The organism is Vagococcus allomyrinae (genome assembly GCF_017829975.1).
In the GTDB taxonomy this organism is placed as follows: domain Bacteria; phylum Bacillota; class Bacilli; order Lactobacillales; family Vagococcaceae; genus Vagococcus_D; species Vagococcus_D allomyrinae.
In genome coordinates, this window is the sequence record NZ_JAEEGA010000002.1 from 22,243 (window position 1) to 48,261 (window position 26,019).

General features: G+C 42.5%; 20 protein-coding genes. 3 read left to right on the forward strand and 17 right to left on the reverse strand.

Annotation, left to right across the window (positions count from 1 at the left end; genetic code table 11):
* Positions 1 to 13 precede the first annotated feature (13 nt).
* The 5 genes from I6N95_RS02780 to I6N95_RS02800 form a co-directional block, all read right to left on the reverse strand.
* Positions 14 to 643 carry a DUF624 domain-containing protein gene (locus tag I6N95_RS02780; RefSeq protein WP_209524834.1) on the reverse strand — a complete coding sequence of 210 codons (630 nt, stop codon included), beginning with the start codon at positions 641 to 643 and terminating at the stop codon, positions 14 to 16.
* Between the two features lie 42 nt (positions 644 to 685).
* Positions 686 to 2,326: a type 2 periplasmic-binding domain-containing protein gene (locus I6N95_RS02785; protein WP_245249229.1), complete on the reverse strand. Its 1,641-nt coding sequence runs from the start codon at positions 2,324 to 2,326 to the stop codon at positions 686 to 688.
* A gap of 21 nt (positions 2,327 to 2,347) precedes the next feature.
* Positions 2,348 to 3,223, reverse strand: a complete 876-nt coding sequence (locus I6N95_RS02790; protein WP_209524836.1) for a carbohydrate ABC transporter permease — start codon at positions 3,221 to 3,223, stop codon at positions 2,348 to 2,350.
* A gap of 15 nt (positions 3,224 to 3,238) precedes the next feature.
* Entirely contained in the window at positions 3,239 to 4,111 is an 873-nt protein-coding gene (locus I6N95_RS02795) for an ABC transporter permease (RefSeq protein WP_430727525.1), read from the reverse strand.
* Positions 4,112 to 4,272: 161 nt separating this feature from the next.
* The gene (locus I6N95_RS02800) at positions 4,273 to 5,280 is read right to left on the reverse strand and encodes a LacI family DNA-binding transcriptional regulator (RefSeq protein ID WP_209524837.1); all 1,008 of its coding nucleotides are present in this window, start codon (positions 5,278 to 5,280) and stop codon (positions 4,273 to 4,275) included.
* Between the two features lie 208 nt (positions 5,281 to 5,488).
* Between I6N95_RS02800 and I6N95_RS02805 the strand changes: the two genes are divergently transcribed.
* Complete coding sequence (locus I6N95_RS02805; protein WP_245249248.1) at positions 5,489 to 7,075, forward strand: ATP-binding cassette domain-containing protein; 1,587 nt, start codon at positions 5,489 to 5,491, stop codon at positions 7,073 to 7,075.
* Between the two features lie 82 nt (positions 7,076 to 7,157).
* Here I6N95_RS02805 and I6N95_RS02810 read toward each other — a convergent pair whose 3' ends face one another.
* The 5 genes from I6N95_RS02810 to I6N95_RS02830 all read right to left on the reverse strand — a co-directional run bounded on the left by I6N95_RS02810 (position 7,158) and on the right by I6N95_RS02830 (position 18,159).
* Complete coding sequence (locus I6N95_RS02810) at positions 7,158 to 10,361, reverse strand: DEAD/DEAH box helicase (RefSeq protein WP_209524839.1); 3,204 nt, start codon at positions 10,359 to 10,361, stop codon at positions 7,158 to 7,160.
* Between the two features lie 18 nt (positions 10,362 to 10,379).
* A complete protein-coding gene (locus I6N95_RS02815; RefSeq protein WP_209524840.1) occupies positions 10,380 to 13,541 on the reverse strand; it encodes an AAA family ATPase in 3,162 nt (1,053 codons plus the stop codon).
* Complete coding sequence (locus tag I6N95_RS02820) at positions 13,542 to 14,672, reverse strand: exonuclease SbcCD subunit D (RefSeq protein ID WP_209524841.1); 1,131 nt, start codon at positions 14,670 to 14,672, stop codon at positions 13,542 to 13,544.
* Positions 14,673 to 14,974: 302 nt separating this feature from the next.
* Positions 14,975 to 17,029, reverse strand: a complete 2,055-nt coding sequence (locus I6N95_RS02825) for a methyl-accepting chemotaxis protein (protein WP_209524842.1) — start codon at positions 17,027 to 17,029, stop codon at positions 14,975 to 14,977.
* 497 nt (positions 17,030 to 17,526) lie between these two features.
* Complete coding sequence (locus I6N95_RS02830) at positions 17,527 to 18,159, reverse strand: lysophospholipid acyltransferase family protein (RefSeq protein WP_209524843.1); 633 nt, start codon at positions 18,157 to 18,159, stop codon at positions 17,527 to 17,529.
* Between the two features lie 217 nt (positions 18,160 to 18,376).
* On the opposite strand from I6N95_RS02830, the gene I6N95_RS02835 reads away from it, so the two are divergent.
* Both I6N95_RS02835 and I6N95_RS02840 read left to right on the forward strand, forming a co-directional pair.
* Positions 18,377 to 19,120 carry a tRNA1(Val) (adenine(37)-N6)-methyltransferase gene (locus tag I6N95_RS02835; RefSeq protein WP_209524844.1) on the forward strand — a complete coding sequence of 248 codons (744 nt, stop codon included), beginning with the start codon at positions 18,377 to 18,379 and terminating at the stop codon, positions 19,118 to 19,120.
* Complete coding sequence (locus tag I6N95_RS02840) at positions 19,110 to 19,373, forward strand: GIY-YIG nuclease family protein (RefSeq protein WP_209524845.1); 264 nt, start codon at positions 19,110 to 19,112, stop codon at positions 19,371 to 19,373. Before I6N95_RS02835 ends, I6N95_RS02840 begins: the two co-directional genes overlap by 11 nt.
* 41 nt (positions 19,374 to 19,414) lie before the next feature.
* Here I6N95_RS02840 and lpdA read toward each other — a convergent pair whose 3' ends face one another.
* The 7 genes from lpdA to I6N95_RS02875 all read right to left on the reverse strand — a co-directional run.
* On the reverse strand, positions 19,415 to 20,800 hold the full coding sequence (gene lpdA, locus I6N95_RS02845) for a dihydrolipoyl dehydrogenase (protein WP_209524846.1): 1,386 nt from the start codon (positions 20,798 to 20,800) through the stop codon (positions 19,415 to 19,417).
* An 82-nt stretch (positions 20,801 to 20,882) separates the two neighbouring features.
* On the reverse strand, positions 20,883 to 22,064 hold the full coding sequence (locus I6N95_RS02850) for a dihydrolipoamide acetyltransferase family protein (protein ID WP_209524847.1): 1,182 nt from the start codon (positions 22,062 to 22,064) through the stop codon (positions 20,883 to 20,885).
* A 27-nt stretch (positions 22,065 to 22,091) separates the two neighbouring features.
* On the reverse strand, positions 22,092 to 23,075 hold the full coding sequence (locus I6N95_RS02855) for an alpha-ketoacid dehydrogenase subunit beta (protein WP_209524848.1): 984 nt from the start codon (positions 23,073 to 23,075) through the stop codon (positions 22,092 to 22,094).
* Between the two features lie 15 nt (positions 23,076 to 23,090).
* Positions 23,091 to 24,080, reverse strand: coding sequence for a thiamine pyrophosphate-dependent dehydrogenase E1 component subunit alpha (locus I6N95_RS02860; RefSeq protein WP_209524849.1), 990 nt, complete (start codon positions 24,078 to 24,080; stop codon positions 23,091 to 23,093).
* Positions 24,081 to 24,105: 25 nt separating this feature from the next.
* Positions 24,106 to 24,390 (reverse strand): PTS sugar transporter subunit IIB, encoded by a 285-nt coding sequence (locus I6N95_RS02865; RefSeq protein ID WP_209524850.1) that lies wholly within the window; start codon positions 24,388 to 24,390, stop codon positions 24,106 to 24,108.
* A 19-nt stretch (positions 24,391 to 24,409) separates the two neighbouring features.
* Entirely contained in the window at positions 24,410 to 25,057 is a 648-nt protein-coding gene (locus I6N95_RS02870; RefSeq protein WP_209524851.1) for an L-ribulose-5-phosphate 4-epimerase, read from the reverse strand.
* 12 nt (positions 25,058 to 25,069) lie between these two features.
* Positions 25,070 to 26,019, reverse strand: a 950-nt coding sequence (locus I6N95_RS02875) for a PTS transporter subunit IIC (RefSeq protein ID WP_209524852.1), incomplete at its 5' end; no start/stop codon positions are given.

Here is a 26,019-nt window from a genome sequence, read left to right on the forward strand (position 1 = left end):
TCCACTCCTTAAACTAATAGGTAACTTCTTCACTGGGGCCAAGCTGGTGCTTGGCTAATTCTTCGTTCTTTTCAATGCTCACCCTGTCTTTCTTAATAAAGCGCAGGTAGAGCATCATCGGTAAACTGATGACAAGGAACAATGTGCCATAGCCTGCAACTGAAAGTGAAAAGTAGGCTAGTACCATCACTAATAACGGAAAAAAACAGGTCTTAAAGAAGGTCCCTAGCGTAAAAATAAAGGTTAATCTAAATACTTCCATTACGTTTTGCTTCATGAACAGGTTATCAACGATATAGGTGTTGATATTATAAGAAATGATAAAGCTGATAAATACCAGCTTTACCATATGTAAAAAACTTGAACCGCCTATATTGGTAACTTGTAAACTGCTAACAAATAAAAATGAAGCGATATTAAAGGCCATTAACGGTAGGCTTCGGCGAAACTTTCTCTTAAAAGATCGCAAGAAGGGGCCCCAGATGTTCACATCATCAGTTGTGGTTAAGGTGTGAATCAAAGCTGAAAACGACGCCCCAATAGTGACGATTGGCAAGCAAAATACGAGAAACAAGGCATTTAAACAAATCAATCGATAAACTGCCACACAAAATTGATAAAACTTACTGGTCATTGAAAACATCTGGCTTTCCTCCTACGTCGATCATCATTGCAACTACTTTGTCTATTTTAGCTTTTTAACATTATCAGCTAACTTATCATTGCGTTCCTTGGTGATTTTTTCGAAATTATTATTGTCACGACTTGCCAAGAAATCATCCCAGACTTGTTTGCCAGCTTTTTCGTCAGTTGCTTCCAAATATTTGACAATCGCCTGAACGCGATCTGTGTTAATCGTCGTTAAATTACGAGCTAGGCTAGTTCCAGGTGTTGGGTCAATCTCTTCAATTTCAAATCTTGGAGCCAATTTATCATCTGCCCAACGAACCATTTGACGGATTGATGTGGCAGGCTCTTCACCCATTGACAGTGTGTAAGCAGAGTCAATCGTAAACCAGTAACTACCTAAACCGACTGTTTTATCAAATTTGGCAATATCTGAGTTACGTAAAGCCTCTGTTTCTTCTGAAAGCACAGCTTTGTTATCCACCAGTTCATAAGTTTCACCTTCAATTCCAAAGGTGGCAACCATATTACCGTACTTACTAGTTAAATAAGTTAGCAATTCCATGGCTTTTTGTGGCTCTTTGGTTTGGTTGGTAATAAAGGTATTGGTCCAACCACCAATTGTCCCACCTGTAAAGACCGAATCATCTCCAGCACTGTTTTTCGGACCATCAATGGCGATATATTCCTGATCTTTATTTCGTTTATTATTATTTGACATAAACTCATTTAAACCTTTAGTGTTGCTGTGTAAGTAGGCAAAATATTTTCCTTGAGACAATTTTTCTTTCATCGTATTATCGTTATCAGAAAACTGTTCGTCGCTCATTAACTCTTTGTTATAAGCTTGGCGCAAGGTTTCCAACCACGTGATGTATTCTTCATCGGCATCGCGGTCATACCAAGCATCATCTTTTGAAACAGGAATTGCTAAGAAGTCTTGTAAGGTTCCCCCCATAGCGCCATCGCCACCATTGGCAATGTCGATCGCTGTTGAAGCAAAGCCAATTAATTCAGAGCCATCATCGGCTTTTGGAGTAGCTTCTTTGGCTTTTTCCAAAGCGCTTAAAAAGCCTTCTGGTGTACTCATATCCGGTTTGCCAATTTTTTCATAAATGTCTTTTCTGACGATAAAGACCTGATCACCAACCGTGTTTCCAGCATCGTAATCGTCTTGAGTAACAGAGAAACTCGGGTAGCCGTAAATGTTGCCATCCTCTTTGGTATACCACTGAACTGTTTGTTTTTTAGCTGCTTCTTCCAAGAAATAAGGATCGTACTTCTCAGCTAATTGATTTAAAGGTAAGGCAAATTTTGGCGCATCTTGGGCGATCGTCAAGTTTTTATCAAAGGTTACCAAGTCAGGCAAATTACCAGAAGCCATCATGGTATTTAGTTTTTCATCATTGCCAGAAACAATCTCCACATCAATGTTCATGTCTTCCTTAATTTTGCGCGTAACAGTGTCAACGCCCCAACCTGGTTGAGCATACCAGTCAAAGTTGACGTACCATTTTAGCTTGGCCGCGTGTTCAGTGTCTTTTTCCCAGCTAGGAGTCTGTGGATCTGGTTCAAAGCGGGCTTCTGGCAATTTAGTTTCTTTCGCTGTTCCACCAGCTTTTTCTTTTGAGGAACAACCTGCTAGTGCCACCACTGCTAAAAGCGTTAATCCTGTCATTACGAGTGTTCTCTTCTTCATCTTCATATCTCTCCCTTTTCGTTATTCTTTTACCGAACCAAGTGTCATACCTTGGATAAAGTACTTCTGTAAGAATGGATAAGCGACAACAACTGGAACAGTTGTGACGACCATAGTTGCTAACTGCATGGATTGTGAGGTGGTATTTCGCACCACATTCGTTCCTGTTGCAACAGCTGGTGATAAGTTTTCTGAAACAATTCTAAACAACAACATCTGCAATGGATATAAGGAACGATCATCGATATAGATGTTCGCTGTCATATAGTCATTCCACTGATAAACGCCGTGGAATAAAGCGATGGTTGCTAAAACTGGCAAAGATAGTGGCAAAATAATTTTTAAGAAAATAGTGAAAGGACTAGCACCGTCGATCTCTGCCGATTCTTCCAATGATGCTGGGACACTACGGAAAAAGTTCATTAAAATCACCATATCGTAAAAAGAAAATAGAACAGGGATAATATATACCCAGAAATTATTTAATAACCCTAAAGATTTAAATAAAAGGAAGGTGGGGATCATCCCGCCACTGACAAACATCGTCATAATTCCCATATTCATGTATAACTTGCGCCCAATTAAATTAGGCTTGGAAATACCATAAGCGACAATGGCCGTCACAAAGGTATGTAAGACTACGCCAATTAATGTTTTGGCGATTGATATGACAAAGGCTTTATAAATTTGCTTGTCTTCAAACACCGTAAAATAACTTTCTAAAGAAAACTCTCGCGGCCAAAAATACAAGCCGCCTTTAATGGAATCCGTCGCATCATTAAAAGATAACGCGATGATGTTCCATAGCGGCAACGCGATAATCGCCACAAAAAATATCATAAAAATAACGTTAAAGACATTGAATACTTTTTCATCTTTGCTGTACATCTTGTTCATGCTCTGATCTCCTTCCTAAAATACGGATGTATCGCTGATTTTTTTGGTAATAAAATGACTGCCGACCACTAATACTAAGGAGACCAGCGAGACGAATAAGCCGACAGCTGTAGCGTAAGAGAAATCCCCTTGTTGAATCCCCATCTTGTAGACATAGGAGTTAATAACTTCACTAGCTTGATAATTAACAGGGTTTTGCAAGACCAGAGTTTGGTCTAAGTTTGAACCAAGTAAGCCCCCTACTGACAAGACGAAGTTTAAGGCAATAATATGACGGATCGAGGGAATCGTAATGCTTATAACTTGTCTAATTTTAGTGGCGCCATCCATCTTAGCCGCTTCATACAAAGCTGGATTAATACCGGTCATTGCCGCAATATAGAGAATCGTATTCCAACCGACCTCTTTCCAAATATCAGAGAAGACTGCTACTGACCAATAATGTTTTGGGTCTGTTAAAAATTTTATCGGCTTAGCAATCAGGCCAAAATCAACTAATAAATTATTAACCAAACCAGTATCTGACAACCACGTGATGAACATCCCACCGAGAATTACCCATGATAAGAAGTGCGGTAGATAAGAAATCGTTTGCACGATTTTCTTTAACTGCTTGTTGACGATTTCATTGATCAACACGGCTAAAATAATTGCTGCCGGAAAGCCAAAAGCTAATTTTAAGAAACTAATTCCCAAGGTGTTTTTCATCACTGTCCAAAACATCGGGTCAGAAAAGAACTCCTTAAAATAATAAGTGCCAACCCACGGCGCATTGCCAATAGTATCCAATACCGAGTAATCTTTAAAAGCGATTACAATCCCATACATCGGCACAAAACTAAAAATGATCATCAGGATAATGCCTGGTGCCACCATCCCTTGAAACATTCCCTGGCGCTTTAAGCGTCCCCAAAAATCCTTTTTCTTCACTGAAACTCCCCCTGATCCGGGGTTTTCTTTTTTCAAACCGCTTCCTCCTATTCGAGATACTTTATAATTCCCAATAAATAAAAACGTTTTTATTTATTAGCTAAAAATCTTTCGAAAGTCTATCTTTTTAAGAAAGATGACTTCCGAATGACTACATCGCCTTCTAAACAAATAATTTTTCCAACAGCCTGTTCCTCCACTTGACGAACTAACTGTTGAATTGCCACCACACCTTGGCGAGCAATGGGATTGCGAATCGTCGTTAAAGGTGGTGGGAAATATTCGGCTATCTCAATGTCATCAAAACCTGTTACGCTAAAATCATCTGGCACCACATAACCTTCAGCCTTTAAAGCCTTAATACAACCGATCGCACTTAAATCATTGGCAGCCATAAAGGCGTCCGGTAGATCCACTCGGCTAGTTTCAATAAACTGTTTAACCGCCTCATAAGAAGCCTTTTCTTCAAATTGCCCCGCTAAGACATAGGCTTCAGGAATCTCCAAGCGACTTTCCGTCATAGCCACTTGAAACCCTCGGAAACGTTCTTCGCCGTCATAAGCCCCTGGAAATCCTTTGATAAAGGCAATTTTCTTATGACCGAGGCTAATTAAGTGGCGGGTCATTTCATAACCGTCTTGAAAAGAATCAAAGACCACACTACTGCTCGTCTTATTTTCAACTTTTCGATCCAGATAAACTGTTTGGATATTCTCTTTAGCCAACATCGCCTCTTCTTCCTCGAAAAAGACCGATTGTTCAAAGATGATGTTTCCATCAAATCGTCTACCTAGAATGTGATTTAAAATCATGCTTTTATTACTGGTAATTTGGATACTTAAGACATACCCTAGCCGTTCACATTCCTTCGCCATTGCTTCGACTAACTTATAGAAATATGGTCCGCTGACACTTGTGGTGAAAAAGCCTAACATCTTTGTGCGATTAGATTTTAGCAATTGACCATTCAAATTCGGAACATAGTTAAGTTTTTCCGCTACTTCCAAAATATGCGCTTTCGTATCAGCTTTTAAAACGTCCACATCGTTAAGGGCATTCGAGACAGTGGAAATAGAGACGCCTGCCGCTTTAGCCACATCTTTAATAGTGGTTTTTTTCTGTTTCACTGCCTCATCTCCTTTTAATAAAAACGTTTTTATTTAACTATAATTTAACACAATCGTTTTCATTTGGCAACCTCTTTTTTAAAATTAGTCTGTTTTCTTTTGATAAACTTCTGTCAAACTTCACTCAATCAGCAGGAAATCGCCGATTGCTCACTAGTTAACAATCCTTTATAATAGCTTTATAGGAGGAGGGATTTCATTGAAAAATATGTTTTTAGCACATAAACAACAGCTTATCTTACACACCATAATCTGTTTCGTATCAGCAGGAATTCAAGTGGGGGTTGCTTTTATCTATCAGCTTCTAACAAAAACAGCTCTCTCAGGAAACGTTGAAACATTATTAATCGCTTCAATCGTCGCTTTACTTTACATGGCACTCGATTCTGTCGCGGACTTTCTTCCGCGAGTCACCAAAACTAAACTTGTTAATGCCATCATGGCTAAAAATCGGCTTAAATTAATCTCAAAAATCGAAACCATTAGTGAGTATGAGATGGTCACCTCTGATAAAAATACTTATCTCACTAAATTGACCAACGATTTTAACATCATGGAAAATGATTTTTTAAAACCCGCGCTCTCAGCAGTTCTAAGCGCTTTTATTTTCCTGTTTTCACTGTTTTTTGCTTTACGTTTAGAATTATCGTTTGCTGGCATCATTGTTTTATTATCTCTGTTTCCATTACTCTCACCTTACTTCGCTAAAAAGTTGCTAGCTCATAAAAAAAAGAGCGCGATGGAGGCTCAGAATGATTTTTTTTCCTTGTTTGAAGAATTAATCGCCAGTTTTATTACCTTAAAAACAGGCAATAGTTTTACTAAATACAATAAACGATTAGTTAAGAGCAGTACCAAACTAAAAGCTGCCAAGATAAACTTCGACACAACCCAAGGGTTGACCTATGCTCTTTCATATTTTTTAGGCGCACTCGCTTATTCAGGGACATGGATTGTCGGAGCATTTTTTGTTCTATACCATAAAATAGAGTTGCCTGACCTCATAGCCATGACTACCTTAATGAGCACTATTGCCGGACCATTAGAATACTTAAGTAGTTCCTACACTGACCTAGTCAGCAGTAAAAAAATCGTTGCTGACTTGCTTGATTACATTACCTTAGACCATAAAGATGTCTCCTCCTCCCTTGTATCCATTGATAAAATTGAGTTAATTGAATTAAAAAAGGTTTCTTTTAGCATTAACTCCAAAAAAATTATCACCAATTTCAATTATGTCTTTGAAAAAGGCAAAAAATATGCCGTTACAGGACAAAGTGGTGCAGGGAAAACGACCATCATCAACTTAATTTCAGGAATCTATCCCTTGACTAGTGGCCAGATATTAATTGATGGGATAGCCATAGATCAAATAAATCCCCACTCTCTTTATCGTAAATTAGCTTATTCACCACAACAAACGAGTTTATTAACAACCAGTATCGCCAATAACGTTAGCTTACTTCATGATTACAAAGAAGACGACGTCATTCACAGTTTAATTAGTAGTGGCTTAAGTGACTTAGCCAGTCATCATCTGTTGAATGAGATAATTGGCCCAAACAGTTCCTATAAATTATCTGGCGGAGAAACGAAACGACTCGAAATTGCCAGAGCCCTTTTTAAAAATTCTGATGTCTTAATTTTTGATGAACCGACTTCCGGCCTAGACGAAAAAAATGAGAATTTAATCGGTGAATTGATACAAGCTTTCCCTGACAAAATCATCGTCGTCAGCACACATTCAACTAACAAAACATTTTTAGGAGCTTTCGATGCTATCATAGACATGTGATTTAAGTTGTCACACGTTCAAGCTACTTTCTATCACAAATCAAGCGCCCTTCACCCATTTTCCCAGTGAAAGGCGCTCCTTTTTAATCGATTCCCATACTCAGAATTTCACGAATATCCGCTTCTGTTAACTTCGCTAATTGCTGTTCCTCTTCAGCGTTCATCACCTTATCAAAAAGTTCCCGCTTCTCTTGTTGCAGCTTATTCATCTTCTCTTCAATGGTGCCTTCAGCGATTAAACGCCAGACTTCAACAACCTTTTTCTGACCCATGCGATGAGCCCGACCTGCCGCCTGCTCTTCAACAGCAGGATTCCACCATAGATCATAGAGGATCACGGTATCGGCGCCTGTTAAATTCAAGCCCGTTCCACCAGCTTTAAGTGAAATCAAAAAGACATCTTTTTCGCCACTATTAAAAGCTTCCACCATTTCAATCCGATCTTTAGGTTTGGTGCTGCCCCGCAAATAGAAGCTGTCGATCCCCAGTTGATTAAACTCTCTTTCAATGATGCTTAACATACTCGTGAATTGAGAGAATAATAAGACACGACGACCGTTTTCCTTAGCGGCAATCACCAGTTCCTTAACCTGCTCCAGTTTCCCTGAATCGCCTTTATAATCCTCAATAAAGAGGGCCGGATCACAACAAATTTGACGCAAACGGGTCAAACCAGCTAACACAGAAATCCGATTTTTCTTAAAACTGTCCGCACTCATGCTGGAAATAGTTTCTTGCATCTGGCGTAAATGAGCCAGGTAAACAGTCTTTTGTTCTTCAGTTAAAGAGCTGTAAAGATTAGATTCAATCTTATCAGGCAAATCTTTTAAGACTTCTTTTTTCTCACGACGAAGCACAAAAGGTTGAATCATCTTGGCAATTTCTTCAGTCTCCAAGTTTTTAAACTTAGCCCGTGACGGGAAGAAACCAGGCATCAACATGTAAAACAGTGACCACAATTCCTCTAAATCATTTTCAATCGGCGTCCCGCTAAAAGCAAAACGGTGAGTGGTTTTTAAATCCTTAATTGCTTGGAACGTTTTGGTAGCCGAATTTTTGACCATTTGGGCTTCATCTAAAATCAAACAGTGAATGTCTAGCTCTTGATACAAGTCAATATCCTGACGAATGCTAGCATAAGAGGTAATCAACAAGTCACACTGCCCCTCTTCTTGCAGCAGACGTTCTCGCTCGGTTTTACTCCCGGTTACCACACAGGTGGTCAAACTTGGGGCAAATTTTTGGCATTCAATTTGCCAGTTGTAGATCAGGCTGGCAGGCGCCACAATTAGCGACGGTCTCTCAATGTTCTTTTCCTTTTCTGATAACAGATAAGTAATCCCTTGAACTGTTTTACCCAGGCCCATATCATCCGCTAAAATTCCGCCAAATTGATATTCACTCAACATTTTTAACCAACGAAAGCCCACTTTTTGATAGTGACGCAACTCCGCCTCTAGGTTTACCGGAATCGGATAATCCAGTTCTTCCGGTTTTGTCAGCTTTTCGACCATCTTCTTAAAATCGTCACTGAAGGTCGTATTGGTCACGTCTTCTAAAGCTTCCTCCACTTGCAAACCACGGTATTTAGGAATTAAGAATTTTCCGTCTTGATACAATAACTGCCCCCTTAATTTTGACAAAGCCTCACTGGTTTGTTGAAACGCATCTGAATCCAGAGATAAAATTTGTCCGTTAGACAATTGATAAAAACTTTCTTGATTAAGCAAGCTTAATAAAATAGCATCAATATCACTTTCATCAATATTTGACACGTCAAACCGAATATCCAACCAAGACCCTTCTTCATACACCTCAATCTGCGGTTGAAACTGAACCGCATCTAAGTATAAACTGCTTAATTCTCCAGAAACTTCCAGTTCTGCAAATTTCCGCAAATAGGGGATTTCTGTTGAAAACAGCTGATATAGCTCAGCTTTTTGAGGCAACGGCTTACTGTAACCAACCGCTCGCTTTGTATAATGATACCGACTTAACAACTTCTCGATGCGGCTCTCCTGAACTTGATCGCGAATCACCAATGAGGTTTTCTCCGTCTGGGTGGAATAGGCATCATCTGTTGAAAAAACTTCTTCGCCATATTTAAAATCCACTCGCATGTTAAGCTTGCCCTTATCAGCAGACAGATACAGCCCTGTTTTCACTGGCACCCGAATCATTTCCGTCTGCAAGCTCTCATCAACTTTAAGTAAGCCGATTTGCTCCAACGCTGGCAGCACATAAGAAAACAAATCAGCAACTTCCTCTGCCTCATAATAAATAATCGGCGTCTCCACTCGTTTTAACAACTGAGTTAAGGTTTGATAAATTTCTTGTTGCGCGGTTGTCAACTCATAGATCGTCACGCCGCGACTAACCCATTGATACGTTTCCCAATAATGCTCAATCCCATTGGAAATTTTCAAGTTAAACCCCGTATGTTGAGGCTCCACTTCAAACACGATCGGCAGTTTGCCACTGGCGAAAAAAAGTTTCCGTGTCGTTTTTTCACCGATCGTCACTTGCAATTTATCCTGTCTAATAAGGTTCATTAAGAAGGGTTTTAACTCTTTAATTGGCAATAATAAAAAGCGTTGTTTAAGGCTGCCTTTTAGTTGAACACCACTACTAGCCACCATCTGATTATTTTGGTAAATCTCTAAAGCAGCCTTTAATAATTGATAGTCGGTTTCCGTAAAATTAATCGCCGCTAAAGAAAACAGATATTTGTCGCTATGGCGAAACTTCTCTTGTTTAGCAAAAGCTTGTAAAAACTCGCTGGCATTTTTTACAGCATAGGTCCGACCATCTTGATAGCCCACCTTAAAACTTAAACCAAAAACGGCCTTTTCTGGATGATAATTAGATATTTCCAAACTTTCCACCAAAAAATCGACTTTTAGAGGGGTTGCTTCTTCCAAGGCTTGCTTGGTTTCCTTATCCTGCAATTTAGCAAAACTATCGGTCACAATTTTGGATAGAGACGGGGCCTTGTAAGTTGTTTTTAAGTCTTTATTTTGCTTTAGCACTCGATTGAGCCCTTTGTCTCGCAAAGCTAACTCAACAGCCACTGTATGCTTACAATAACCATTTTCTTGCCAGTAAAGGCAGGTGCAGATGTCTTTTTCACGAGGCGTTCCATCTAATTCCACTTGATAGATGGCTGAGCCAATCACCTCAGCATGCCATACTTCTTGGGTTAAATCTTGGGTAATCGCCGTTACCCGACCTTCATCTGCATATTTCCGTCCTCTTTGTATAATTCTTTCAGGAATGGTCCACTTCATCTTTTTTTCCGCCTCTTCTTAGTCTGCTGTCTGGTAACGAATGGTACTAATACCGGTTCCGCTAGCCACGACTTGCAATTGTTGAGGAATTCGTTGTTTTAATTCACGAACGTGACTGATAATCCCAATCATCCGCCCTTGGCCTTCAATTAATTCTAGGGCGTCCATGGCTTGTTCCAAAGCATCTTCATCTAAGGAACCAAAACCTTCATCGATAAACATGGCGTCTATTTGAATCCCGCCGGCTTGATTTTGCACTACCTCTGCCAAAGATAGTGAGAGTGACAAGGCAGCAATAAAACTTTCGCCACCAGACAAGGTGTTAACACTGCGAACAGCCCCCACATTGTCATCATAAATATTGATTTCCAGCCCCGTTTGACTCTTATAGGACCCTTGAGCTTCTTTTAATTCAAAGCTGTAGCGGTTATTTGTCAACTGAATCAACCGCTGATTAGCAACGCGTAAAATTTCTTCGAAGTAAGCTTGAAGCACATAGCGCTCAATGCTCATCTTATTGTAAGGACCATCACCGTTGGCAACTTCTGACAGCTGATTAAGTTCTGCTAGCTCTTGCCATTTTTCGCTAAGCGCTCCTTGCTGTTGACGAACCTCTTGAGCAATTGTCTGATTGTGTGCTACCAGTTGCTCTTGCTCTACCAGCTGGCGTTCCTTCACTAAAATTTCGTCATTAAGAGTCTTTAGCCGACTTTCTTCCACGCTAATATCCGGCACTGTTGACTCCGTCAGTTTACTATTAACTTGCTCCAACTGTGCCTGTAGTTTTAACTGTTGCTGATGAAATGTCTCAATCTGTTTTTTTAAGCTATCCCGTTCCGCCAAGTTGGACAACTCAGCCAACAAGCCGTCGATCTGATAGTCATAAGGGCTAGCAGCTACCTTAGCGGTCAGTTCTGCGGTCAATTGCTGGCAGCGCAAGCTTTCTTTAGCAAATTGTTCTGTCAAATGGTTAAGGGTACTCTCTGTCACTAACAGCTGATTGGCCACTGCCCTTAAGGCCGTTCTAACGCCTTCTAACGTCTCTTCCCACTCAGCGACGCTCTTAGACAATTCAAGTTGAACATCAGTTAAATCCGCTTTTTCGGCCCATTTAGCCGGCAATTGCTGGCTGATTGTCGCCAAGGTTGCTTCAAGCTTCACCTGCTCATTAAGCAAGCTTTGTTGAGTCCCTTTGGCCTGCTCTAATTGTTCCTCTAACTCTTCCTGCTCCTTTTGTACTTGTTGCCGCTGCTCTCTCAGAGTCACCAAGGTCATTAGAGCCGCTGTCACTGCCTGCTGCCTAGTCATTACTTCTTGCTGCTGTTGGTGGATGCTCTTGAGTCGCAAAGGCCAACTGTCAGCTGAGATCCTTGGCAAAGTACTCAGTGTACTCAGCTTCTCTTGGAACCAGTGGTCTTCTTTAGCTAGTTGCTGGGATAATTCCGCAACTTCCTTTGTCAAATACTGACACGTTTGTTGGCATTTAGTCAAACGCTCCTGTTGCTGTTGTAAGGCTTGCTCCCTTTCCTCCAAAGCGGCTTCCGCCGCTTTAATAGCTGCCGCTGACCAGTCTTGGTCAGTATGTGGCTGAGGATGTTCCGTCGCCCCACAAACGGGACAAGGTGCTCCCGGCAACAAGTCCAAGCTCAAGCGAGCAATCTGTAAACTCGCCACCTGACTTTTAGCCTGTTGCCAACGACGCTCAAGCTCTGGCCCCGCCTCGGCAAGTTCCTTTAATTGTTCCTGTTCCTGACTTAACTCAAGATGCTTCTGTTCTGTTTTTATAGACAGCTCACTAGCTCGCTCTCCGCGCTCTAAAAGCTGTTCCAATTGATGCAATTCTAAAGTCAACCGTTCTTTTTCAGCTTGCAGATCATCTCCGGTGGCCAACTGACGATCAGCTTCTTGAAGTTTTAGTAGCTTGCTGGCCTTTTGTTGCTCGATGGTAGCTAACCTCGCGTCCAATTCCGTCACAGCTGCTTTGATCTGTGACACTCTCTCGAAATGACTGCGTCGTTCTACTAACAAAGGGGCTAATTGAGTTAGCTGTGCCAGTTCATTCCGCTGCTCCTTGATGACGTCTTCCTTAGCCAGCAACTGGCTTTCCTGAGCGACTAAGTCCGCTTGTTGCGCTGCAATGATTGCTTGTTCTTGTTGAGTCTCGGCTAAAATCCCAGTCAACCGCTGACTTTCTGCCAGGCTTTCCTGATAACGAAGCAAGTCCCCCTCCTGTTGAGCGACCCATTCCAATTGAGTTAAACGGGCTTCTTGAGCCTTGATTTGACCACTTTCGACCATGAGCCTATCAAGACGTAGCTGGAGTTCTTGCTGTTCCTCAAAAAGGCTTATCACTGCTTTTTTCTGATTGTATCTTGCTTCCACTTGTTGCCGTTCTTGCCGGTCTTGATTTAACTGATTAGTCCTCTCGGCAATTAACGCCTGATACTCTTGCTGTTGTTCACTTAACAGCATCAGACAATCTTCAACTCCACTGATTTCTGCCGCTCGCTCAGCGAAAGTCGCTTGCCATTTGAGTTGTTTTAGTAAGAGCTGGATAGCATTTCCCGCTTGCTCCAATTCCTTTTGGTAAGCTTTTTTACGAGCTTTTAACCCTTCTGCCAATTGTCGATACAAGGTGGTGTTAAAAAGTTTCCGCAAAACCACTTCTTTGTCACTGCTATTGGCATTTAAAAACTTGCGAAAATCCCCTTGAGGCAAGAGGACGATTTGCGTAAATTGTTGCGCATTAAGGTGCAGTAATTCTTCCAAATAGAGCTGCACATCCCGCGCTTTAGTCAACTGATTGATCTCTTTCTCCCCGTCAAAAATCGTTAAGCGGACTTTTGCTGGTCGAGTTGTTGTTCCTTCCCCCACTTTTTTAGCCAAAACTTGTTCCGGTTCCCGCTCGACTAAATAGCGATAGTCACGGTGAGCAAATTCGAAAGCCACCGCAGTCGGTTCACTAGCATCAGCAAAATTCGAGCGCATCTCTTTCCCTTGGCGAATCCCCCCTGTGGTTTCACCGTAAAGAGCAAAGGTCATGCCATCAAAAAGCGTGGTTTTCCCCGCACCCGTTTTACCGCTAATCAGAAAAAGAGGACTTTGATAAAAATGACTAAAATCAACGGTCTCAGCTTGATATGGCCCAAAATTTTGTAGGCGTAAGCTCATCGGTTTCATCTACTGACTCCCCCTTTCGATCTCACTGATTTCATCATCTAACCACTCCCGCTGTCTTGGCGAAAGTGGCTCCCCAGTGGTTTCCTTAAAATAATTGGCAAATAAGGCTGTCGGACTGGTCACTTGAATGGCTTCCGTCGTGTTGCGACTGGCTTGTTTAACATCCCGACCAAAGGCACGTTCCAGCTGAATAATCTGAGGGTAAATCGTCCGCAGTTGCGTCATCACATTAGGAATCACCCCGCGATCTGTTAAAGAGATCGCCAAATAGTTATCCCGCTGAATCGTCTCGTAAAAACTCGGAGCCATTAACGTGGCAAAATCACCTTCCAATACTTGAAGGTCCCGCAGAAACGGCAGTTCAACAAAATCGAAGACCGTCTCCGCACCGACTTCAACTAGCCAAACCCCTTTTGGTTGATTGACTTCCGAAGTGGAATATTTTAATAAAGACCCACTGTAACGAGCATTTCCCTTAGTTAAGGCTCGTTGATAATGCAAATGACCTAAGGCCACATAATCAAAATCCCTTAACAATGATAACGGCACCACATCTAAACCGCCGACGGTTACCTTGGTTTCCGAATCGGAGGTTTCGCTGCCAGCAACAAAAAAATGAGCCACTAGCACTTGCTGTTTATCCTCTTGAAAGCTTTGCCGCATCTCCTCGATAACTGATGCCATGGCCCCTTCAATGGTACGAATACGGTCATCCTTAAAATATTGCCGGGCTTCAAAGGGTTCAAAATAAGGCAACAAATACAGTTGAACATTACCAAATTCAACTGGTGTAAAGGCCTGCTCCAGCCGCGTATGCAAATGAAAATTAAGGGCTTCAAACCAAGGCCCACCTGTTTCCAAACGAGTCGCACTGTCATGATTGCCTGAGATAGCAAAAACCGGGTATTTCGCCTGCAAGTTCATCTCGATCAACATCTGATTAAATAATTCCACCGCTTCAACAGCCGGTACTGAACGATCATACAAGTCACCCGCAATAATAATCCCATCCACCTGCTCCAGATCAGCCAACTTCATCAGTTGCTCGAAGGCATAACGTTGCTCTTCCAACAAGTCAAAGCCATTTAGCTTTTTACCAATATGCCAATCCCCAGTATGTATAAATTTCATGTTATCCCCTCTCAAAAACATCTTCCTATCATTATACCAAATTTTCATTAGAAACAGAAAAGACAGGGATAGAAAATCAAAAAAAATAAGCCATTCACGATTTACTGAATGACTTACTTTTCAAGATGGTTAACTAGATACATCCCGTAAAATAATCCGAACATATAGTTCCATTGGATTATCAACATAATGACGAGCAGAGAGTGGTGCTTTCAGCTTCTTTTTAGCTAGAAGTTTAACGATTGATCGTCATTATTTAATAGGAGCTATATAGATGAATAATCGGGCTTAACTAATAGGAACTAAATAGTAAAAAACTTGATTTGCTCACGCATTTCATTGGTCATCTGCCCCAGATTCATAGCTGCAGCCGACACTTCTTCTGTCGAAGCCGACATTTCTTCAGCCGATGCAGCGATTTCTTCGGCTGATTCAGAAACGGTTTCGGCAATTTCCCGAGTTTCACTGACTTCTTTTAAGATCGTTTCCCGACTATCGTTAATGGCTATCGCTGATTCTTCAGCCGTGGCAATTTTAGGAACCATTTCTTCGACTGCCTTGATAATGCCATTAAAAGAACGGGTAGCGACGGCAATGTGTTTCCGTTGAGAGGTAATTTCTTGATCAACTGACGCCGTTGAGCTGATCATGCCTTCCGTATCGGCATAAACATCATCAATTAGAGTTTGAATTGTTTCTGCCGACCCCTTACTTTTTTCTGCCAATTTACGAATTTCGTCGGCTACCACCGCAAAGCCTCTGCCAGATTCTCCAGCCCGCGCAGCCTCGATTGCTGCATTTAACGCCAATAAGTTGGTCTGTTCGGCAATCCCGTTGATTAGCTCCGTCATTTCATTGACTTGTTTCATGTTACTGCCAACAGAGTCCACCCGTTGAATCAACTCTTTGATCGAACGATCTAAAGTTTCAAAGGAATCCATTAATTCCGTCATGCCACCTTGACTGCGATTGGCTAACTGGTTAATATTCTGAGAAGAATCCCCTACCTCATGAATAGCCCCTGCCATAAAACTAATCATCTGGCTAAAGCTTGCCACTATTTGATCCACCGTTTTTAGCTTTTCATATTGATTGCCAGTTCCCATGGACACGTCACTGACTGAAACGGCTACCGTTTCGGCAGTGGCTGCCATCTCTTGAGAGAAAGACGAGAGATTTTGCGCATTGTCATCAATTTGAGTGGCTGCCAGTTGGAAACTTTGAACCACTTCTTTCAAATTAAACTGCATCTCTTGCAACGAACGACCAATCTCTCCTAATTCATCCTGACGCGCCAAATCTGCCTCGGCAAATTCATTCATTAGATTACCAGCAGAGACGCTTTGAGCAATCTGACTGTAGGTTTTAGCTGCTTTCCCTAGTCTACTTGCAAAACGCCAAATCACAAGGGTAACAATGGCAATGCCCAGCAGACTAATGCCAATAAAAATAAGTAACAACCGATTCGAATCGGCCTTCAATTGACTTTCATTGACACTAATCCCGATTTTCCAACCGTTAAGCTCTAGAGTCTGATAATAAAAGCGCTCCTTGCCATTTTTATCTTTGTACTGACTTTGGCCTGACTTAGCTTTTAGCATTTCCTTCCCGCTAGCCGCTAAAGATTTATTAGCATTATTGCTAATCTTTTGCGTCATAACTTGCTCTTTGGCAACACCTCCCAAATAAGTCCCATCAGTATCAACTAGAACTGCTTTCCCAGCAAAATCAATCTTTAAATTGGCGATGAGTCGTTGAATGCTGGAAAGATCAATGTCCACGGTTGTCACCCCGATAAATTTTTCCCCCTGGTACATCGGATATGCCGTTGTAACCATACCAACATTAGTCTTGGGATCCTTATAAGACTTCGTCCAACCACCTGTTTCACTTGCCTTGCCAACAACATACCATTCTGTCTCCCAAATCCGATCCAAACCAACAGAATAGCTACGATCAGCCAGAATCTTGCTCTCTTCTTTATGAGCAAAGGGGGCAAATTGCTTACGCTCTCCAACTGTGAAGGGTTCAAACCAGATTCCCATGCCATAGGTTTCCGCGTAGAGCGGCAGCTGCTTCATCAGTAAATTTTCATAATCAGCTTCTGTCAGCTTTCCTAAAGACGTCTCAACACTTTTCGCGGTACTTTGGGCGAGGGCTTGTTGATTTTGCAAAATCGTATTGATCGATTCTGCGGTTTCATTTAGCTTCGTTTCCATCTGAGTGGTAACTTGTTTTTGAATGATCTTAGTAGCGAACATATAGCCCACTATAGAAATAGTCATTAATATCACCAAGATAATTGGAATAATATTTAAAGAAATGACGGTAGTTAACCCTTTTTTCTTACCTTTCACTTGCTCTCCTCCTATGATTCAAAAAAATGTCTAATAAAATAGCTTAATACTTTGTTAATCGGAGATTTTGATTTTTTATTAAGCCACTCAACTGACTCTCTCTTAACAAAATCCCAGATCTTCGCACCGTTCCACTGCTACGCGTCTCGCTTTAACAAACTAAACAGTTGACTCTCTACATCTGAATTAAGCGGATTTTTCTAGCCGTCCCACTGCTACACGTCTCGCTTTGACAAACTAAACAGCTGAGACTCTACATCTGAATTAAGCGGATTTTTCTAGCGGTCCCACTGCTACACGTCTCGCTTTAACAAACTAAACAGCTGATGTTCTACATTTGAATTAAGTGGATTTTTCTAGCCGTCCCACTGCTACACGCCTCGCTTTAACAAACTAAACAGCTGAGGCTCTACATCTGAATTAAGCGGATTTTTCTAGCGGTCCACAGAAAAATCCAAAAAAAACCGCTGAAAGATTAACTCTTTCAACAGCTTAATTTATTCAGCTTTTTCAGGATCGATTTTATAGACGAAGTTAGGATCGATCTCTTTGTCCAACTGAGCAAACGCATGGCTCATGCGACGTTCCACTTCTTCAATTCCCTCTTGATTCATTTTAGCGACATCACTGATATCGATCGGATCACCGAAACGAATCGTGACTTTTTGACGTTTAAACAAACCACCTAAGGTCAGTGGTCCCTGATAAACAGCTGGCACGATTGGCACTTTCGCCATTTTGGCAATTAAGGCCGCGCCACCTTTTAATTCTTCTGAGTGACGCGTGCCACTAGGAAACATAATCAAGCTCAAGTCAGAATTTTTCAGACTTTTAATCGGTGTCTTAATCACGCTTGGCCCTGGATTATCGCGTTTGACCGGAAAAGCATGGGCGTGAACCAAAATAAAGCGAATAATCGGGTTTTTAAATAACTCTTCTTTTGCCATAAAGCTAAACTCTTTTGGAGCAGCGGCAACAGCAAAGTATAATGGATCCCACCAGGTGCGGTGTGGTCCAACGAGTATGTAGTTAGTATCCGTTGGTAATTTGTCGCGCTGCTGATAACTAGCCTTACCGTTAATAACAAACAGTACGAAGCGCACGACTTGACGCATAAATCGAAAGAACATTTGCTTCTCCTCACTTTTTCTTATTCTTTAATAGTATGACGAATAAATCCCTTTCTTGCAAGTTTTTTATTCTATTTTTTCAGTTCATGTTATAATATAAAACGAGTTAGATACCTTACAACCATAATCAGACCTACCCTTTCGCTGACTTATCCCATATTCAGCCACTGATTAGTTAACAGGAACGATATAGACAAATAAGGAGTTATCAACATCGATGAAAGAATTACTAAAAAGTGACGAGCGAATCGATCAACTTTATGCAGATGGCATTCAAATCATTCAAAGTAAAGAAGTCTTTTCTTTCTCATTAGACGCCGTCTTATTGGCGAATTTTGCTAGTCTCCCAAAACGAGGACAAATTGTCGACCTTTGCGCAGGCAATGGCGCCGTGGGCCTCTTTATTAGTCAGAAAACCGAAGCTAATATCGTTGGAATCGAGCTGCAAGATCGACTAGCCGACATGGGACGCCGCAGCGTTCAACTAAATCAACTGGAAGAGCAGATGACCCTTCACACCTTGGACTTAAAACAAACCACCACTGTTGTCAAGAAAGATTCCGTTGATCTAATTGTGTGTAATCCTCCCTACTTTAAAGAATTGCCGACCAATGTTAAAAATCCTAACCCTTATTTAGCGATTGCTCGTCATGAAATCGCGACAAACTTAGATGAAGTGGTGAAGGAAGCAGCTGGCTTGCTAAAATCAAATGGTAAACTGGCTTTAGTCCATCGACCAGAACGATTGGTCGATATTTTAGAGACGATGAAACGCTACAGCATCATTCCTAAACGGGTACGCTTTGTTTACCCTAAAACAGGCAAAGAAGCCAATGTGCTGTTAGTTGAGGGCATTCATAAAGGACGACCTGACGGCCTAAAAGTCCTACCGCCGCTCTTTGTTTACGACGAACAGGACGACTATTACCCAGAAGTGCGAGGGATGTTATATGGAAGCTAAAGAATTTTATTTTTATGTGTTGCTCTGTGCCGATGATACCTTTTACGGCGGCTATACCACTGAGCCAGAACGGCGCTTAAAAGAGCACAACGATGGAACAGGAGCCAAATACACACGGGTTCGCAGTCGTCGCCCGATGCGGATGATTTACACAGAAGCCTTTGAAACGAAAAGTGAAGCCATGCGAGCCGAGTATGCCTTTAAGCAGTTAGCTCGTCACGAAAAGATGGTCTTTTTGAAAAAATACATGTAAAATAGCTCCGCTCACCAGCATAACCAGTGAGCGGAGCTATTTTACATGTGGATGGGCAAGCCTAAAGCTAACTCAGTCGCATCCATAATCGTTTCCGACAAGGTTGGATGACCATGGATGGTTAAAGCAATATCCTCGACGGTTAAAGATGATTCGATAGCTAAGGTTAGTTCAGCAATAAGTTCACTGGCACCCACTCCCACAATCTGAGCCCCTAAAATTTGCTGATCAGCTGCCACGACGAGTCTAACAAATCCTGTAGTCGCATTTAGCGATAGAGCTCGGCCATTGGCTTGAAGGGGAAACGTTGCTACATTGACCTGCTTCTGCTGGGCCTCAGCTTCAGACAATGTCAAACCAACTGTGGCAATCTCAGGATCCGTAAAGCAAATGGCTGGAATCACTCGGTAATCCTTTTGAACTTTTTGACCGCTGATGACTTCAGCCACTATCTTAGCATCATAACTAGCTTTATGAGCAAGAGCAGGGCCTGCAATCACATCGCCTATCGCAAAAACATGCTCATTACTTGTTCGATACTCCTGATCCACTGGGATTAACCCTTTTGAATCAAGCTTAATGCCGACCTTTTCCAAACCAAGCTGATCCGTATTTGGTCGACGGCCAACTGTCACCATCACATAATCGGCTGATACTGTTGTGTTTTGCGAATTGACCGTATAGCTAACTGTCACCCCCTGTTCAGTCTCCACAACTTTCGTCGCTAAGGCATTGGTCACGATGGTGACGCCCTTGGCTTTAAAAGCTGATTCAACTGGCTTGACAACATCGGCTTCAAAGCTGGGCAATAACTGCGGACCCCCTTCTAAAATGGTCACTTCGGCCCCTAGATTAGCATAGGCACCACCTAATTCTGAACCGATGACACCTCCACCGATGATGACCAGTCGTTCCGGAACTTGACTTAAATTTAACCCACCTGTGGAATCCAATATCCGTGAACCAAAGGGAAAGCCGGGAATTTCAACAGGCCGACTACCGGTGGCGATAATTCCCTGTTCAAACTGAAAAACATGAGACTGATCTCCCGTAACTGTCACTTCCTGTCTGCCAGTAAACCTTGCCGTTCCTTTGACAATTCTCACTTTATTTTTTTTAAGTAACGCCGAAATACCTGAGGTTAACGTTTTAACCACCTGCTGGTCTTTCCATTGTTGTGTCTGACTAAAATCCAGTTCCACTGTTGTTTTCAATCCTAAAAAACCTGAATTTAAACTCTCTGAATAACGATGGCCAGCTGTGATCAAGGCCTTAGAAGGAATACAGCCTACGTTTAAACAAACGCCGCCAATCTCCTGAGCTTCAACGATAACCACTTGTTGGCCTAGCTGGGCCCCTCGAATTGCCGCTACATAACCTCCAGGACCTGACCCAATAATAAGTGTTTCAATTTTTTCTACTGTCATGATCTAACCTCCTCTTAATAGACATCCAGCTGCCGACATCTCGTGAAGAAAAGCTTCACAGGCTAGCCTGCAAAGCTTTCCCTTAAACCAATAATCGGTAAGGCTCTTCTAACAAGCTGACAACTGTCGTTAAGAAAGCCGCGGCTGGTGCGCCGTCTAATGCGCGATGATCAAAAGACAAACTTAACGTCAGCTGTTTTGCCATTTTCAGGCCTTCCTCAGTCGAAATTGGCCCATCATATAAGCCGCCGACCCCTAATATGGCAACTTCCCCGCCGTTGATCACCGGATTAAAACTTCTGACGGCCGAATTTCCTAGTGAGCTAATCGTAAAGGTTCCCCCTTTTAAGGCATCTGGTGGCAAATTACCAGTGCGAGCTTTGACCGCCACTTCTTTTGTCGCCACCGTTAGTTCGGCTAACCCTAGATCATTGGCATTGGGAATAACAGGGACCATCAGCCCCTCTTCCAATGAAACTGCTACTCCCATGTTCACCTGACTAAATTGATGTATGCCATCTTCTTTAATTATCCCATTTAAACTGGGGTGTTTCTTTAAAGCTGTCGTCACAGCTTTGATGATAATTTCCGTATAAGATAAACGATAACCTGTCTGGGCTTCAATCAGTGGCAATAAGGTTTGTCGCAATTGAATCGCCTTGACCATCGAGACTTCTGCCAGCATCGTCACATGTGGTTTTTCCGTTTTGCTTTTAACCATGGCATCAGCAATCGCCTTGCGCATGCCTCGCCAAGGAATAACCCGTTCTTCAGTCGGCCTCTCTGCCAAACTGACCGGCTGGTACTGCTCCACATCAACTACGTGAATTCGGCCGTTGGTGCCACTACCAGAAATTTTCTGTAAGTCAATTCCCCTTTGACGAGCCACTTTTCTAGCAGCTGGTGTCGCTCTGACCTGCTCTCGACTTGGCCCCTGTTCAATGACCACTGCCGCCACCTGCTCAGCTGTTTCAACTGCTGGCGTTGCTTGATTCGGTCTCGGGGCTTCTTCTGGTACCTCTTCGCCCGCCTCACCGATATAACCGATGACCGCATTGATGGGAATATCCTGATCGACGTCATAGTAACGTTTCAACAAAATACCATCTTCGTAAGATTCAACTTCAATCGCAATTTTATCTGTCATCACTTCAAAAATTGCTTCCCCCGTCTCAACAGTCTCTCCCTCTTCTTTTAACCACTGGGTAATACTCCCTACTTCCATGGTTGAGCTTAATTTCGGCATCAATATTTCAAAAGCCATTTTTGTCTCACATCCTTTCCTAATCTGTTAACGACGATTCATCATAGCCTGACAGGCAGCCACAATATCCTCAACTTGAGGAACAGCCAACCGCTCTAAATCAGGATGATAAGGAATGGGTGTTTCTTTGCCTGCTAAGCGAACTAAAGGCGCATCGAGAAAATCAAATGACTCACTTTCCGCAATAACACTTGCCAACTCGGCGCTAAAACCACTCCGCTTAACAGCCTCTGTCACCACTATTGCCCGACCTGTTTTTTTGACAGAGTTAATAATCGTCGCTTTATCTAAAGGTACCAGCGTCCGTGGATCAACCACTTCGACATCGATTCCTTCGGCCAACAATAATTCACTTGCTTCTAATGCCTTATGCACCATGATGCCAGTGGCAACAATCGTGATATCCTGACCGACCTTTTTAATGTCGGCTACCCCTAAAGGAATGGTATATTTCCCCTCTGGCACATCGCTTGACGTTTTGTAACACAATTTATGCTCATAAAACATCACCGGATTATTGTCAGCAATCGCCGCGTGTAATAAGCCTTTAGCGTCATAAGCCGTCGCTGGTTGGACCACTTTTAATCCCGGCACATGAGCCGTCCAATTTTCTAAACTCTGGGAATGCTGAGCTGCTGCTCCTGTCCCTGAGCCACCTGGTGTTCGCATCACTAAAGGTATTTTAGCTTTCCCACCGTACATATAATGTATTTTAGCAGCCTGGTTGACAATTTGATCTAACGCAATCGTAATAAAATCAGAAAACTGTAATTCAAACACGGGCCGCATCCCCGTCATCGCGGCCCCAACCGAAACACCGGCAATCGCACTTTCTGAAATTGGTGTCGAACGAATGCGCTCTTCGCCAAACTCTTCCACCATGCCGCGAGTAACGCCAAAGGCACCACCGTAAACGCCGATGTCTTCTCCCATCACAAAGACGTCCTGATCTTCATGCATCGCTTCTGTTAGCGCTTCTCGCACCGCTTCTAAATAAGTTAATTCTCGCATTCTGACTGCCCCTTCCTAATCCGCATAAACATCTTCAAATAGTGCTTCAGCTGTTGGCATTGGCCCATTTTCAGCAAAAGTCACGGCCTCTTCAATGGCCTGTTTAGCCGCCTGTTGTAAGTCATCCGCTTCAGCCTCAGTAAAAACCCCTGCGCCAATAAATCGTTCACGAGCAAACTTGATAGGATCATGATTTTTACGCCAGTCTTCCTCTTCTTCTTTGGTTCGATATTTTTTAGCATCCGACTTGGAGTGGCCTTTCCAGCGATAGGTCATGGCTTCAATGATCGTTGGCCCTTCACCTCGACGAGCTTTTTCAACTGCATTATGGGTTGCGTTAATCACCTCAATAAGATCATTCCCCTGAATGGTGACCCCCTCAATCCCATAAGCCATGGCTCGTTCACTTAGTTGGCCGACACGAGTCATTTTTTCGACAGAACCACTCATGCCATATTTATTATTTTCAATAAAAAACACCACCGGCAAATCCCAAATTGACGCCATATTGATCGATTCATGAAAGCTGCCCTCATTGGTAGAGCCATCTCCGGCATAACAAAGAGCCACATTATCCAAGCCTTTCATTTTAGCGCTTAAAGCGGCTCCAGTCGCAATCGGATACCCACCACCTACAATTCCATTAGCACCAAGGTTGCCAGTCTCCAACTCAGCGATGTGCATAGATCCGCCTTTTCCTTTATTAGTGCCCGTTGTTCGACCAAAAAGTTCTGCCATCATGCCCTTAACATCGGTTCCTTTGGCAATCGTTTGGCCATGTCCTCGATGAGTGGCTGTAATCCAGTCACTTCGCCTTAAAACCGCCCCACTACCAGCGGCGGTCGCTTCTTGACCAACAGCTAAATGAGTCGTGCCATGAATCAGCCCACGAGCAAAAAATTGATCCACTTTTTCATCAAAATAACGAATGCGCCACATTGTTTTAAATAGTTCCTTTAACCCTTCATCATCAATATTTGCCTGATTTGGTATAGATAGTGTCATAAAACCGTTCCTCCTGTTCAATCAATTAGGCTAATAGTTGTTCTTTCACCTTTTCATACATGGCTTCCGTACCAATTCCTGTTAATAGAGGCACGCCATCGATCACTTTGCTTTTAATATTATCGGGCACGATGGTTGTTGAAATAATCACATCATACTCATCAATTCGGCTTAACTCCTCACTGATTTTAGATTGATAAAGCTTCACTTGGCCTTGAAGCTGATTCTCTTCCAGCCAGCTTTTCACTTTTCCCATTACCACCGTTGACGTGGCAATACCTGTTCCGCACATAATTAATAGTTTTTTCATCATCATTCCTGCTCTCTTTTTATTTTTGGCCGTAACTCGTCTGATAAAACTGGTGACTCGCCGCGACAATCTTGCCATCTAAAACGGGAATTTCTGGATTATGCAAGGTAGCATAGTGAGCATATTCAGCTGTTTCCTCCAAGATAACGGCGGCTTTGATCGCTTTTTCAATCGTTGCTCCTACGGTAAACACACCGTGGTTTCGTAATAAAATCGCCGATGATTGGCCAATGTATTTGACGATTTGTTTGCCAATTTCCGCTTCACCAATAATCGCAAACTCCGTGCACTTGACCCGCTCGCCAAAGAGATTGGCTCCCGTAGTTGTATAAGTCGGTAGGTCGACCCCACGAATGGCAAAACTAGTTGCGAAGGGGGAATGAGTGTGGACAATACTGTTGATTGCCGGCATCTCCCGATAAGTATACAAGTGACTTTGAGTATCAACAGAGGGCTGATACTCGCCCTCAATCACTGTTCCCTCCAAATCCACTACCACCATCTTCTCAGGTGTCAACTGATCAAAGGCGACACCACTCGGCTTAATGGTCACATAACCTGTTTCTGGATCGCGATAGCTGACATTACCACTGGTCCACTTAACTAAGTTCTGTTCCTTTAAGGACTTGTTCCAAAAACAAACGGCTTCTTTTATACTTTCTAACATCTTTTATCCCCTCTATTTAGCAGCCTCAATAACTTTAGCTGCTTTAATTTTATTCAAATAGATTAAGCCTCCTAGAGCCGTTACACCAATCAAGGTGATGCCACCCCAGCTCAACAACTTTGCTAAACCAACAAAAATGAAGGTCGTCCAAACCGCTCCGTCCACTAGAGAAGAGATGCTGGCATTACCTGCTAAATCAAAGTTAGCAGCCATGGCCGAAGAAGTCATTAGCGGTGCTACCCATGTGGCAATATACAAACCACCGGTCATATAAATGGTGCCGGCTACTACAGTTCGGATGATATTGCCTTTAAAGACTGGCGTCATTAAACAAATCAAAAATGGAATCGTCGCTAAATCCCCAAATGGTAAGACTGTATTTCCTGGTAAGATAACCGCTAAAAATAGCGTAATTGGCACAATCAATAAGGCAGAAGACAAAACCGCCGGGTGACCAACTGATAACGCACTGTCCATGCCAATATATAAATCACGACCTGGAAACTTCTTCTTGACAAAATCACTAGCGGCTTCGGAAATTGGCGCTAACCCTTCCATCAACAAGGCAACCATCCTTGGCATCAACATCATAACAGCACCTGTTTGCATCCCTAATTGCATCACAGCTTTAGGATCATAACCGGCTAAAACACCCATGACCAGGCCAATGATTAACCCCATAACAGTTGAATCCCCAAAGATTCCCAAACGTTTTTGAATGCTTTCCGGATCCGCTTCCAACTTATTAAAACCTGGAATTCGATCAAATATCCAGTTGAGGGGCTTCGCCACTAAATAAGAAGGCGCTGACGCCCCATGTGGGAAAGTAATATTAGGAAAGCCATAAAATTCAGAAATCGTCGGCGCAATTAAATCACCTAAGAAGAAAATAACCACGCAATGAACAGCAATCGTATACAAACCTAAAGCAAAATTGCCCGTCATCGCATAAACTAAAGAAC